At 71.6% G+C, this 13,290-nt stretch carries 10 protein-coding genes; 5 read left to right on the plus strand and 5 right to left on the minus strand.

The features are described from left to right. Positions 1-13: 13 nt before the first annotated feature. The 3 genes from ACFYP4_RS10610 to ACFYP4_RS10620 form a co-directional block, all read right to left on the minus strand. Entirely contained in the window at positions 14-733 is a 720-nt protein-coding gene (locus tag ACFYP4_RS10610) for an HAD family hydrolase (RefSeq protein WP_358855515.1), read from the minus strand. A gap of 94 nt (positions 734-827) precedes the next feature. After that, positions 828-1,526, minus strand: a complete 699-nt coding sequence (locus ACFYP4_RS10615; protein WP_358855516.1) for an HAD family phosphatase — start codon at positions 1,524-1,526, stop codon at positions 828-830. A 74-nt stretch (positions 1,527-1,600) separates the two neighbouring features. Further along, on the minus strand, positions 1,601-2,593 hold the full coding sequence (locus ACFYP4_RS10620) for an aldo/keto reductase (RefSeq protein WP_358855517.1): 993 nt from the start codon (positions 2,591-2,593) through the stop codon (positions 1,601-1,603). Positions 2,594-2,888: 295 nt separating this feature from the next. Here ACFYP4_RS10620 and ACFYP4_RS10625 point away from each other — a divergent pair, with 295 nt between their 5' ends. The 3 genes from ACFYP4_RS10625 to ACFYP4_RS10635 all read left to right on the plus strand — a co-directional run bounded on the left by ACFYP4_RS10625 (position 2,889) and on the right by ACFYP4_RS10635 (position 5,478). Then, positions 2,889-3,899 (plus strand): beta-ketoacyl-ACP synthase III, encoded by a 1,011-nt coding sequence (locus ACFYP4_RS10625; protein WP_358855518.1) that lies wholly within the window; start codon positions 2,889-2,891, stop codon positions 3,897-3,899. 107 nt (positions 3,900-4,006) lie between these two features. After that, positions 4,007-4,246 (plus strand): acyl carrier protein, encoded by a 240-nt coding sequence (locus ACFYP4_RS10630; RefSeq protein WP_358855519.1) that lies wholly within the window; start codon positions 4,007-4,009, stop codon positions 4,244-4,246. Further along, positions 4,246-5,478 carry a beta-ketoacyl-[acyl-carrier-protein] synthase family protein gene (locus ACFYP4_RS10635; RefSeq protein ID WP_388784618.1) on the plus strand — a complete coding sequence of 411 codons (1,233 nt, stop codon included), beginning with the start codon at positions 4,246-4,248 and terminating at the stop codon, positions 5,476-5,478. Before ACFYP4_RS10630 ends, ACFYP4_RS10635 begins: the two co-directional genes overlap by 1 nt. Positions 5,479-5,594: 116 nt before the next feature. Here the strand turns inward: ACFYP4_RS10635 and ACFYP4_RS10640 are convergent, their stop codons facing one another. Then, on the minus strand, positions 5,595-6,257 hold the full coding sequence (locus ACFYP4_RS10640; RefSeq protein ID WP_358855721.1) for a TetR/AcrR family transcriptional regulator: 663 nt from the start codon (positions 6,255-6,257) through the stop codon (positions 5,595-5,597). 139 nt (positions 6,258-6,396) lie between these two features. Continuing rightward, positions 6,397-10,269 carry a type I polyketide synthase gene (locus tag ACFYP4_RS10645; RefSeq protein ID WP_388784621.1) on the minus strand — a complete coding sequence of 1,291 codons (3,873 nt, stop codon included), beginning with the start codon at positions 10,267-10,269 and terminating at the stop codon, positions 6,397-6,399. Positions 10,270-10,550: 281 nt separating this feature from the next. On the opposite strand from ACFYP4_RS10645, the gene ACFYP4_RS10650 reads away from it, so the two are divergent. Then, positions 10,551-11,366 carry an AfsR/SARP family transcriptional regulator gene (locus ACFYP4_RS10650; RefSeq protein WP_358855719.1) on the plus strand — a complete coding sequence of 272 codons (816 nt, stop codon included), beginning with the start codon at positions 10,551-10,553 and terminating at the stop codon, positions 11,364-11,366. A gap of 582 nt (positions 11,367-11,948) precedes the next feature. Further along, positions 11,949-13,043, plus strand: coding sequence for a chemotaxis protein (locus ACFYP4_RS10655; RefSeq protein ID WP_388784624.1), 1,095 nt, complete (start codon positions 11,949-11,951; stop codon positions 13,041-13,043). Positions 13,044-13,290: the final 247 nt, after the last annotated feature.

Below are 13,290 nucleotides of genomic sequence, written 5' to 3' on the forward strand. Positions count from 1 at the left end.
CGGGTGTTGCTGGTCAGGACGCGAGGGTGTGCGGCCGTGCGGGGGGCCCGTCGGACGGCGGCCGCACGGCGGTGAGTACGCGGCCGAGTTCGGCGAAGCACGTGACCTGGGCGTCGATGAAGCGGGTGAAGGGGGTGACGTCCTCCTCGGTGAAGACCTCACCCCGCATCAGGACCGTACGCAGCCCGGCGATCTTCGCGGCGCGCAGTGCCAGCGGGGAGTCGTCGACGAGCAGCCACCGCGAGGGGTCCTGCTCCCCGTCGGCGGCGAGCAGCGACATGTACGTGTCGGGGTCGGCCTTCGAGGCGTGCGCCAGCGGTACGAAGTCCTCGTCCCGGAACAGCCCGTCGAGGAGGGAGCGGCGTTCGGTGGCACGGTCCATGGTGGAGAACACCCGCAGCCGGACCCCGAGAGCCCTCTGCTGTACGCAGAACGCCTCTGCGCCGTGGCCGAGGGTCATGCGCTCCGTGCCCAGTGACGTCAGCGCCCGCAGGGCAGCGATCTCGTCGCTGAGGTGCTGTTCGATGCCCAGGCCGGCGAAGAGCACCCTCAGGCTGTCCCGCTGCGGGAACGTGGAGATCGCCTTGAACTGCGAGGACGTCGCCTCGAACGGCAGCGGGGCATGGCGGTTGATGCCTTCGTGCAGGGCGCGCAGCAGCAGACTCGACGCGTTGAGGCTCAGCACTCCGTCGAAGTCGAGCAGCACCGTCTGCGGGGAGTCGGCGAGTTCCAAGACGTAACTCCTGGCGTAGGCATGGCAGTTGATGGGGGAAGCGTGGAGGGCCGGCCCCAGGCGGGGGGCGAATGGGGCCGGCCCTCCACGCGGCTCAGTCGCGCCAGACGGTATGTGCGGCGGCCTCGGCGTCGACGGTGCGCAGCAGGTCCTCGTCTATGGCGGTCAGCGAGTCCACCAGGTGCCGCACACCCGCCTCACGCATCAGCTGGGGCTGGAAGCTGTGCTCGAAGGAGCTGGGGTGACCGATGAACGGCACGCCGAGGGCCTTCGAGACCTCCGCGACCCGGGCCACGTCGTCGATGAAGAGGACCTGGTCGAAGTCGTAGCCGAACACCTCGGTGGTGATCTCGCGGACACCCGGGCGGAAGTCGTTGGTGCAGACGTAGCCGGGCTCGTCGAAGAGGTGGGCATGCTCGCCGAGGAAGTGGTCGAAGTGGCTCTTGTCGAGGCCGCCGTAGCTGACGGTCCGCAGGCCGAGCCCACGCAGCCGCTGCAACAGGTCGATCGCGCCGTCGAGCAGTTCGACGGGGTGGTCGACGGTGTACTCCGCGCGCTCCTTGAAGTAGACGTCGATCGCTTCCTGTGCGGTCCACGGCACGCGTGCCGCGTTCGCCATGCCCTGGCCGCCGACCAGTTGGGGCTGGGAGAAGATGCTGCGCTCGACCTCCGCGGTGTAGGTGCCGCCGCGGCTGACGATGAAGTTGTGGATGACCGGGCTGAAGGTGTCGTTGAGCAGTACGCCGTCGATGTTGACGGCGGCCAGCTTCAGTTGCTTGAGCTTTTCTGCCATGGGAGTCCTCGGTCGGTGCGGGAGCGCGTGCCGCGCTCGTGGAAACGGGGGTGCAGGGGGGCGGTGCGGCCGGTTCAGTGCCCGACGGTCGCCATGCCCGCCGGGTCGTAGCGGTCCCCGGAGACGGCGGTCCTGGGCACGGCGGCCGCCACGGCGGCGAGCTGCTCGTCGGTGAGCCGGATGTCGGCGGCCGCGGCGTTCTCGTGCAGGTACTTCACCCGCCGGGTGCCGGGGATCGGCACGATGTCCGTGCCCTGCGCGAGCAGCCAGGCGAGCGCCAACTGCACGGGTGTGCAGTGGAATCGGGACGCGAGTGCGCGCAGCCGTTCCACCATCGCCAGGTTCCGGGCCAGGTGCTCGGCCTGGAAGCGGGGGTGCGAGTGCCGGAAGTCCGTGTCGTGCAGGTCCTCGGGCCGGGTGATGGTGCCGGTGAGGAAACCCCGCCCGATCGGCGAGTACGCGACCAGCGCGGTGCCGAGCTCTCGGGCGGTCGGCAGGATCTCGTCCTCCACGTCCCGGGTCCACAGCGAGTACTCGGTCTGCAGCGCGGCGATGGGGTGCACGGCGTGTGCCCTGCGCAGCGTCCGCGCCGTCACCTCGGACAGGCCCAGGTGTCGCACCTTCCCGGCCTCGACCAGCTCGGCCATGGCGCCGACGGTCTCCTCGATGGGTACGTCGGGGTCCTTGCGGTGGAGGTAGTAGAGGTCGACGTGGTCGACGCCCAGGCGCCGCAGGGAGGCGTCGATGGCCTGCCTGCAGTACTCGGGGCTGGAGTCGACCTTGCGGCCCTGCCGCGGATCGCTGTCGTCCCGCCGCATCCCGAACTTGGTCGCGAGGACCACCTCGTCACGGCGGCCCGCGACGGCCCGCCCCACGAGCTGCTCGTTGTGGCCCTTGCCGTACATGTCGGCGGTGTCGAGGAAGGTGACACCGCGGTCGATGGCCGCCTGAAGAGTCGTGAGGCTCTGCGCCTCGTCGGTCGGCCCGTAGAACTCCGACATCCCCATGCAGCCCAGGCCGATACCGCTCACGGTCGGGCCGTCGCTGCCCAGTTTGCGTTGCTGCACTGCTCTCCTCGTACACCGTCGTTGCCCGGGGGACACCCCCGGGGGCTGGTTCCATCGTCGGCGGGCGCACTCCCACACCGCTCATGTCGGGCTCACGGTGGACGTGAGCGGCGCGTTGGCTGCTCGTGAGCCGGATCGAAGCCGCTGGTGCCAGCGTGGGGTCGGGGTTCCCGGCGGACGACGAGGTCACCGGACGGACCCGGTATGAGAGCAGTCAGCCCAGGAGGAACGACGCAGTGACGGCCAACGACCGCATGAGAAGCACCCCGCAAAGGCGTCGGCCCGGGAGCACGGGATGAGCGCAGCCGATCGCGCGGCGGTGGTGGCGGGCCTGGGGTCCTGGCTCCCCCAGACCGCGGTCACCAACGACGAGCTGGCCCAGTACCTCGACACCTCGGACGAGTGGATCAGGAGTCGGACGGGCATCGCCCGTCGCCATGTCATCGCTCCCGGCGAGGCGACCAGTGACCTCGCGGTCGAGGCCGGCCGCAGGGCCCTGAAGTCCGCGGGCAGCGACACGGCCGACGTGGTCGTGGTCGCCACCAGCACCCCCGACCGTCCCTGCCCGGCCACCGCCCCGGAGGTCGCCAGCCGGATCGGGCTCACCGGCACCGCGGCGTTCGACGTCTCCGCGGTGTGCACGGGCTTCGTCTACGCGCTGGGCGTGAGCGCCGGGCTCATCGCGTCGGGCGCCGCCGAGACGGCCCTGGTCATCGGCGCGGACACCTTCTCCACCATCCTCAACCCCACGGACCGCACCACCAGGGCGATCTTCGGGGACGGTGCCGGAGCGGTGTTCCTGCGCGCCGGCGCGGCGACGGAGCGGGGCGCCCTGAGCGGGCTGCACCTGGGAAGCGACGGCACCCGCGGTGATCTCATCGAAGTCCCGGCGGGTGGCTCGCGGCAGCGCTCCACCGGGCTGCCGGCCGACGTGGCGGACACCTACTTCACGATGGAGGGCCGGGCGGTCTTCGCCGAGGCCGTACGGAACATGTCGACGTCGGTGCGTACCACGGCCGAGCAGTTGGGCTGGGGGGCCGACGGCATCGACAAGGTCGTCCTGCACCAGGCCAACGCACGGATCCTCGCGGCGATCGCGGAGCGCGTGGACGTACCCCTCGACCGCTTCCCCAGCAACATCGAGCGGGTCGGCAACACCGTCGCCGCGTCCATCCCCCTCGTCCTGGCCGACGCCACCGCGAGCGGTGAACTCCGGCCGGGCCACCGCGTCGTACTCGGCGCGTTCGGGGGCGGACTCACCTGGGGTTCGGTGGGACTGATATGGCCGGACGTCACGGCGTACTGACGCCCGCTCCGGGCAGCGCGGACGCCGACTCCCGGCCTTCGCAACCGCCTCGCAGACAGCACAACTCACCGTGCACACAGCACGGTTCAACTCTTCAGGAGAACATCATGCAGAACATCACCGAGCGGGTTTCCACGCTGCTTTCGGACCAGTTCAAGGTCAAGCCGGAGAGCATCGAACCGGAGGTGACCCTCGGCAAGCTGTCCTTCGACTCGCTGGTCCTGATCGAGCTGGGCCTCGTCCTGGACAAGGAGTTCGGCGTGGAGATAGCCGACGGCGAGCTCACCGAGCACCACACCATCAGTGACCTCGTGGAGCTGCTCGAGGCCAAGCGGGTGGCGGCCTGATGGCGCCGGGCCGTGCGGACGCCCTGGCCGTCACCGGCCTCGGCCTGGTCACACCGGCCGGCATCGGCGTCGAGGAGAACTGGCAGCGGGTGCTGTCGGGACGTTCCTGCGCCACCCGGGACGAGACGCTGAGCGGCAGGCCGACCGACTTCTCCTGCCGCGTACCGGGATTCGACCCGGGAGAACTGCTCGGCGGCTTCGCCTCCTGGCAGCTGGAGCGGTTCGTACAACTCGCCCTGGTCGCCTCCCGCATGGCCGTCGCCGACGCCGGCCTCGACCCACTGACCTGGGACGGCACCCGGGTCGGAGTCGTCCTCGGCAACTCACTGGGCGGCGCGGCCACCTTCGAGGAGCAGCACGACACGCTCCGCGAAAGCGGACCCGCGAAGGTGTCACCGCTCCTGGTGACGAAGTACATGCCCAACATGGCGGCGGGCTACGTGGCGATCGACTGCGGCGCCCGCGGCCCCAGCCTGGTGACGGCCACCGCGTGTGCCTCCGGTGCGACGGCCGTCGGCACGGCACGCGACCTGCTGCGGACGGGTGTCTGCGACATCGTCCTGGCGGGCGCGAGTGAATCCGCGCTCACCCCGACGGTGCTGGCGGGCCTGGCGAAGATGGGGGCCCTGTCCAGGCACCGGGAGGCACCCGAGCACGCCAGCCGCCCCTTCGACGCCGAACGCGACGGGTTCGTCGCCGCCGAGGCCGCGGGGGTCCTCGTCCTGGAACGGGAGGCGGACGCGCGGGCCAGAGGCGCGCACGTTCGCGCGCTGGTGCGCGGCTACGCGGCGTCGTCCGACGCCCATCACGCCACGGCTCCGCACCCGGAGGGCCGGGGCATCGAGCAGGCCCTGCGCGCCGCCCTGGCGGACGCCGGGGTCGGCACGTCCGAGGTCGACCACGTGAACGCCCATGGCACGGCGACCCCGATGAACGACCTCATCGAGGGGCGGATGCTGAGCCGGGTCCTGGGCGGCCGGCCGGCGGTGACCTCGACCAAGGGGGTCACCGGGCACACTCTGGCGGCCGCCGGCGCCATCGAGGCCGCCTACGCGGTGCTCGCCGTCGAACGCGGCGTGGTCCCGCCCACCGCGAACCTCAAGAACCCGGACCCGGCCATCGATCTGGACGTGGTCGCCGGCGAGGCCCGCACCGGCCGTATCGACACGGCGGTCAGTACGTCGCTGGGGTTCGGCGGTCACAACGCCGCACTCGTGCTTACCGCGGCGTAGGGCCCCTTCAGACTCCTTCAGGACCGGCCCCGGGGCAGGAAGGCCGAGGGCCGGTCTCGGCACGCCTATACGGTCCGCGCCGGGCCGGGAGCCGCGCTCCCAGCCCGGCGCGGCCGTTACCGGCTTTCGGCGGTGGAAGCCGGTACCGGTGTCCCACGCCCGTCGCTCTGCGCATAGGACAAGACGCCGGTCAGGACGATCCTGAGGATCTCGCGCAGCTCCATGTGCAGCGGCCGCTGCCCCGCGGCGTTCCGCGACCAGCGGTAGAGCAGACCGAGATAGGCGTCCCGCAGCACGTTCCCGACCCGCATCGGGTCGATGTCGAGGGGAACCTCGCCGCGCTGTCTTCCGCGGTCGATGATGTCCGCGAAGATCTTTCCCGCGTACGGCTCCTCGAGGAGCGGACGCCCCGCCCGGACCCACGCCTTGAGCATGGTCTGCGTGACGTCGCGCTCCGTCTCGTTGAACTCCGCGAGGGTGGCCATGCAGCGCTCCAGGTGCACGGTCACGTCGTCGTGTTCGGACTGCGTCTTCTGCATGCAGGCCTCGAGGCGCCGTGTGCGCGACTCGGCCCAGGCCGTGACCAGGTCTTCCTTGCGCTGGAAGTAGTTGAAGAAGGTCCCGCGGGCCACGTCGGCGCGCTCGGCGATCTGGTCGATCGTCGTACGGTCGTACCCCTGTTCCACGAAGAGGGCCAGGGCCGACGAGTACAAGCTGTCTCTCACGCGCTGCTTGCTGCGCTCCCGGCGTCCGAGGGGGCGGGCCGATTCAGTGCTCATGAGTCCTCATTACTCCTCGTCGCGCTGCCCCCGGTGACCAAATCTTTATACCACAGTGCATCTATGGTTCGGAGTAGAAGTTTGGCCCGGGTGGGCCGCCCGCGGGACTGCCGGGCGGCCCACCCGCAGACGCCGTCCGTCAGTGGCCGCCCCCGGCCAACTCCTGAGCGATGCGCCCGGCCGGCTCCGGGCCGAGCAGACGCTGCACGGTCATGTCGACGCCGACGTTCCGCTGGAGCCGCACCCGCAGCTCGGCGGCAAGCAGCGAGTCGAGCCCGAGCGAGCGCAGCGGCCTGCGCGGGTCGAGCCGGGACACCGAGGTGCCGAGCACCGTGGCCATCTGCTTCAGTACGTCGTCGGCTTTCGCCGGCAGTGCTGCCGGCGCCGCGCTCTCGGGTTCGGGCTGGGGCCCGGGCGCGACAGCGACCGCCACCGGCACGGCGGCGCTCCTCGGGCCGGGCGCCGAAGCCCTGGGCGCACCGCGGTCCGGTGACCGGAGCAGCCGGATGCCAAGGAACTCCACGAGGAGGCGTCCGTCCGCCGAGCGCAGCGTCAGGTCGCAGCGGGCGCCGTCACCGTCCGCGGCCTGCGTGAACGCGGCCAGGCACCAGTGCTCCCGGCGCAGCCCGTCCATGTCGACGACCCGGACGCGCTCGAAGGACACGGGTGTGTACGTACGCGCCGCGCCCTCGCCCGTCGCATGCGGCCACGCGGCGATCATCGCGAGGAGACCGGCCTCCAGGGCGGCAGCCCCCGCCCCCGGCGACGGCGCCATCCGCGCCACCGCTTCGCCGTCCCGGCGCCACAGACGGGCGACGGTGCTCAGCGCGGGGTCGACGGTGTAGCCGCGGGCCGCGGCACGCCGGTAGAACTCCGCGCTCGGCACGTACTCCGTGCACCGGGTCAGGCCCACGTCGAGGAACTGCTCGCCCTGCCCCACCGGGTCGCCCTCATCAGTGCCCTGCACCCGTGCTCTGCCCGCCAGGCACACCGCGCCGTCCCAGGGGTCCTGCGCGGTGCCTTTGGCAGTCACCGTGCACATCAGGACGCCCGGTTCGGGAGAGGCGGTGAGCGTCACCGTCAGAGCGGCGTCGCGCACCCGGTCCAACGGCAGGGGCGCGCCGCCGAGTTCGACGTCCTCAAGTGCGATGCCGTCCGCCCCCGACAGGCGGTGCGCCGCGGCGCGCACCGCCTCGAAATACACCACGGGCGGGACCGGCGAGACATCTCCCACCCGTACGCCCGCCCCCAAGTCGTCGAGGCCCAGGTCGCGCAGGGCGATCTCCTGGCTGTGCCCGCGCGGCGCCACCGCGGGAGCGACCGGTGCGGGCTCGCGCCTGAACTGCTCCTCGTCCCACGCGTACAGCGGCAGCGGAACCATCGGCGCGACCCCCTGGAACCAGCGGCTCCACTCGACCCGGCCTCCGAGCGCGAAGACCTTGCCCAGGGCCCGTGGGATGAGTTCGTGCTCGTCCTGCCGTCGCACCAGGGTCGCCACGGCCGTCCGAGGGGCACCCTGTTCCGTCAGTACGGCACTCAGCGGCTGGACGAGCAGGGGGTGCGGGCTGACCTCGACGAAGACGGTGTCCTGCTTGGCGACGGCCTGAACGGCCTCGACGAAGCGCACCCGCCCGCGCAGGTTGTCCATCCAGTACGCCGCGTCCAACTCCGTTCCCCGCAGGGTGGCACACCGGGCCGTGGAGAACATCTCGATCGTGGCCGGACCGGGGGCCAGGTCGGCCAGCTCCGCGAGCAGATCGTCGCGCAGGCTGTCCATCACGGGCGAGTGGGAGGCCACATTGACCATCACCGGACGACAGAACACCCCTTGCGAGTCGAGGTACTCGGTGATCTGCCGCAGGGCGTCGGGGTCACCGGCGAGGACGGTGGCACGCGGGGCGTTCTCCGCCGCGACGCACACCAGGCCGTGATGGCCCGCCACAACCTCGGCGGCCTCCTCCGCGGAGAGGTCGACGGCGAGCATGGCTCCCTGACCGGACAGCCGCTGCATCAGGGTGCTGCGCCGGCAGATGACCGCGGCCGCCTCGCGCAGCGACAGCGCCCCGCACACGTATGCGGCGGCCGCCTCGCCCATACTGTGCCCCAGACACAGGTCGGGCGTGATCCCCCTGTCCGCGAGATGCGCCGCGAGCGACACCTCCACCGCCCACAGCAGCGGCTGCACCACGGCGACGTCGCCCGGCAGGTCCTGGTCTGAGGTGGCGAGCAGCTCAAGGACCGACCAGCCGAGTTCCTCCCGGACGGCCGCGTCGCACTCCGCCATGGTGCGGCGGAACGCAGTGTCGCCGGCGAGCAGACCGCGTCCCATGCCGAGCCACTGCGAGCCCTGGCCGGGAAAGACGAAGGCGATCCGCCGGTCGGGGCCGAAGCAGGCCTCGCCGAAGCCGCCTTGCGGGGTCTCCTGCCCTTCGGCCAGCACGCGCAGCGCATCGGCGAGTTCGTCATGGGTACGGCCCACCGCCCACAGACGGAAGGGGTGGTGGTCCCGGCGTGTGGCCGCGGCGTGGCACAGGGCCCGCAGTGAGACCGCGCGCCCCGGCCCCGCGGGCGAGAGGTGGTCCGCGTAGCGCGTGGCGAGGCGGCGCAGCGCCGGCTCGGTGCGGGCGCTGAGCACCAGCAGCTCGGGGCCGTCCCCGGCGCACGGGGCGGGCGGTTCGGGCACGGTGCCGGGAGCGTACTCACCGACGATCACATGAGCGTTGACGCCGGAGAGCCCGAAGGAGCTGACCCCGATCAGGGCGTCCGGGCCGGCGGGCTCCAACGGGGTGTTCCTGGAGACGCACTCGACGGGGAAGTCCGCGTCGGCCAGCAGGGGATGCGGCGTGCGGTGGTGCAGGGACGCGGGGACGGTCCGGTGCCGGGCCACGAGTACCGCCTTGATCAGCCCGGCGATACCGGCCGCGGCCTCGGCGTGGCCGATGTTGCTCTTGACCGTCCCGACACGCAGCCTGCGCGCCGCCGCCCCGCCTTCGGGCCCGTCCTCCCGTAAAGCCTGTGCGAGGGCGCGCAGTTCGACCTCGTCGCCGACCCGGGTCCCGGTGCCGTGCGCCTCCACGTAGTCCAGCTGCGCCGGCGTGATGCCCGCGCTGCGACAGGCGGAGCGGACCATGGCGACCTGTCCGGACACGGCGGGCTGCAGCAGCAGGCCACTGCCCCGGCCGTCGTTGGTGACCGCGCTGCCCCGCAGGACCGCCAGGACCGGGTCGCCGTCCCGGACCGCGTCCGGCAGCCGCTTGAGCAGCACGGCCCCGACGCCCTCGCTGCGCACGAAGCCGTCGGCGGAGCTGTCGCCGAACTTGCACCGGCCCTCGGGCGAAAGCATGGCACCCTGCGAGTAGATGACGGAGTCGGACACGGAGAGCACGGCGTTGACCCCGGCGGCGACGGCGAGGTCGCACTCCCCCGTCAGCAGGCTCTGCCGGGCGAGATGCACGGCCACGAGCGAGGAGGAACACGCCGTGTCCACGGTCAGGCTCGGCCCCCGCAGGTCGAGGGCGTACGAGATCCTTCCGGAGGTCATGGCCCGCAACCGGCTGCCCACCATGCCGTGGACGTCCTTGACGGCGTCGGCGCCGGCCACGTCCGCATACTCCGCCGTGGCCTGCCCGACGAAGACTCCGGAGCGGCTCCCGGCGAGTGCGGAGGGGACGATGCCCGCGCTCTCCAGCGACTCCCACACGACCTTGAGCAGGACGCGCTGCTGCGGGTCCATGTGCAGCGCCTCACGCGGGGCGATGCCGAAGAACCCGGCGTCGAAGCCGTAGAGGTCGTCGATGAAACCCCCATGCCGGGAAACGGTCTTGCCCGGTTCGCCCGGGTGCGGTGCGTAGTGCGGGCGCGGGTCGAACCTGTCCGCGGGGACGGGCGTGACGGCGTCGACGTTCTCCTCGAGCAGGCGCCAGTACGCGTCGACGCCACTCGCCCCCGGAAACCTGCACCCCATACCGACGATCGCGATGTCGGGTACGCCGGGTATGCCGCCTTGCTGCATGAGACCCCTCTGCTTCGATGCCGATACAAAGTTACATACGAGGCCAACTTTGCCTCGCAGTACCGCATGCGCGCATCGTATCCAGAGTGGATCATGTGGCGAATAGCGCCTGCTCACAGCAGGTGCACCCGTCGCAGAGCACAAGTGACCTCCACCACTCCCCGATCGACCGCGAATGTATTAATGGACCACAGTTCATTAATGTACTGCTATACATGTGGTTGCCGGGTCCACGGAAGAAACCTCAGGACGACGACCCGTGCACGAGAAGAGGAGTCGGGATGATCGCCAAGGTGCTAGGGCCACTACAGGTCACGCTCAACGGCACGTCGGTGGTCCCGACTGCCCTCAAGGCCAGGAAGCTGCTGGCGGTACTGATCCTCAACCGGGGACGGGTCGTCCAGCGCGCCACCATCGAGCGTGAACTCTGGGGCAACGACGCGCCGATGAGCGCCTCCACCGGCATCCAGAACTGCATCATGCAGATCCGCAAGAGCCTCGGCTGCGCCGGGGGCCGCGGCCCGTACCGGGCCCTGCCCAAGGAGACGCTGATCACAGAGCCCACCGGGTACCGGCTCGAGGTCCCTGGCGAGCAGTTCGACATCTCCTGCTACCGGGCGCTCGTCGCCACCGCCGCCGAAGCCCAGGAGCAGGGCGACCTCACGCAGGCGTCGGCCCAGCTCAACAACGCCCTGAGCCTGTGGCGGGACGCCCCGCTGTCCGACATCCCGGTCGGCGCCGTGCTGCAGTCCCATGTGCTGCGCCTGGCCGAGGACCGCAAGTCGGTCCTCAGTCAGCGGCTCGCTCTCGACCTGAAGCTGCGGCGGTACTCCGAAGTCCTCGGTGAACTGCGGGCGTTGACGGCGCTCCACCCCTACGACGAGGTGCTGCACGAATACCTGATGCTGGCGCTTCACCTGTCGGGCCGCCGCAATGACGCGCTCGCCGCTTACCAGGACGTACGCAACGCCCTGGCGGCCGGCACAGGTCTCGAACCGGCACCGCGCCTGCAGAGCCTGCAGCGCCGCATCCTGAACGCCGACGACACCCTGGAGCTGGGCTTCGTCGGCAGGCCCGCCGAGCTCGCCCGGCGCTGAGGCGGGGCCGGTCCCGTCAGGCGCCCGCCCACGAGCGGATCGCCCGCCCACGAGCGGACCGCCCTCCCCGGCCGGCGCGGTCAGCGGCACCGCGGGGCAACGCGGCTTCACTTGGCCCGAGTTGAAAGCACGTGACCACCGACGCCGGTTGAACCCCGCGGGCCGGCAGCGCACCTCTCGCGGCACCCGCCGATCAGCCTCACCGAAGTTGCGCACCGCTGCCCGGCGCAGGGCATATGCGGCTGCCGACCGGTCCGGCCGACGCCCACCCCACCCTCGCCCTCATCCCGCCCGCGGACACGGGCCGACGTCTTGCTGTTGATCGCCGGCACCCGGTGCGCGCGGTTCGGCGACGAGGCCGACCACATCGGCCCCGAGCCCGGGTGCCGCCTCTTCACCGCACTCGCGGGGCGCCGCCGCCGCGGGCCGGCCGGCCCGCTCCCCCGGACGTCCCCACCAGGTCGCTCTCACCGTCCGCCGCCAAGGGAGGCCGCACAACCGGCCGTGCGGACACCCGAGCACCGCCGCCCGGCCCGTTCCGCCCCAAATGCCCGACCGGTGAATCGGTCCTATCGTGCAGGTATGGAGCATGCTCTCAGTCCCGCGACCCTCGCCGAGCTGCGCCGGCCCCGGCCCTACCCGGCCGTGTCCGTGCTGACGCCGACCCACCGCCGCAAACCGGAGAACGCCCAGGACGCCGTCCGGCTGCGCAATGTGGTCGCCGAGGCGAAGAAGCGGCTGGAGGCCGATCCCGCCGTCACCCGAGAACGTCGTACGGACGTCGTCGCACAGCTCGACCAGGCCCTCGCCGAGGTCGACCTCGCGCACGCGGAGGACGGCCTGGCGATCTTCGCGGCCCCCGGCGAGCACCAGGTCTGGACGCTGGCCCGGACGGTGCCGGAGCGGGTGGTGGTCTCGGACACCTTCCTGACCCGCAATCTCGTGGCCGCCCAGGCCTCCGAGCGGCCGTTCTGGGTGCTGTCGGTCTCCGCCGACCGGATCACGCTGTGGAACGGCGGACCCGAACGCGTCGTCGAGAGCCACGCCGGCGGCTTCCCGATGACCCGCAGCCTGGACGACCCCGACCCGGAACGGCAGGAGCGGGTCGGCGACCTCCCCAGCACCTTCCGCGACGAGCAGACCCGCCACTTCCTGCGCGACGCGGACACCGCCGTGAGCGCCCTCCTGCGCGAGCATCCGCGCACGCTGTACGTCACCGGGGAGACCGCCGCGCTGTCCCTCGTCGACGAGATCGGCACCGTCACCAGGAACGCCGAACACCTCGTCCACGGCGGTCTCGCCCACGCCTCCCCCGACGCCGTGTGGCAGGCCATACGCCCCCTCGTCGCCGCCCACGACCGGAAGGTCGCCGACGGCGTGGCAGCGGAACTCGAGAACGCCCGCGGACGGAAGGACTACGCCGCCGGCCTCGACGAACTGTGGCGCAGCGCGACCGAGGGCCGGGTGCGGATGCTGGCCGTCGAGGAGAACTACCGCGCCACGGTGCGTGACGACGGCGATCATCTCGTCCCGGCCGACAGCGGCGATCTCGACGCCCGCGAGGACATCGTCGACGAGATCGTCGAACAGTGTCTGGAGACCGGCGCCGAGGTGCGCTTCCTCACCGACGGCGCGCTCGCCGACAGCGAACGGATCGCCGGGGTGCTGCGCTACTGACGTACGGCCGACGATCCGACGAAGGATCGGGGCGCCGGTCTGCCCGCGTCCCCGCCGCTACGGCTGACGGGCGCAGCCGTAGCGGGCAGGTGCCGAGGCGGTCCTTGAACGCCGGCCGGGAGCGTGGGCCCCGCCCGGACGCTTTCGCACAGATGACTCTCGAACAGGCGAGGGAACGAGGCGTTCGCCACCTCACGCGACCGTCAAGTCGCGTAGGCTGCCTACGACTTGGGTCCAGAGAGAGGTA

The organism is Streptomyces sp. NPDC005551 (assembly GCF_042871785.1).
GTDB lineage: Bacteria > Actinomycetota > Actinomycetes > Streptomycetales > Streptomycetaceae > Streptomyces.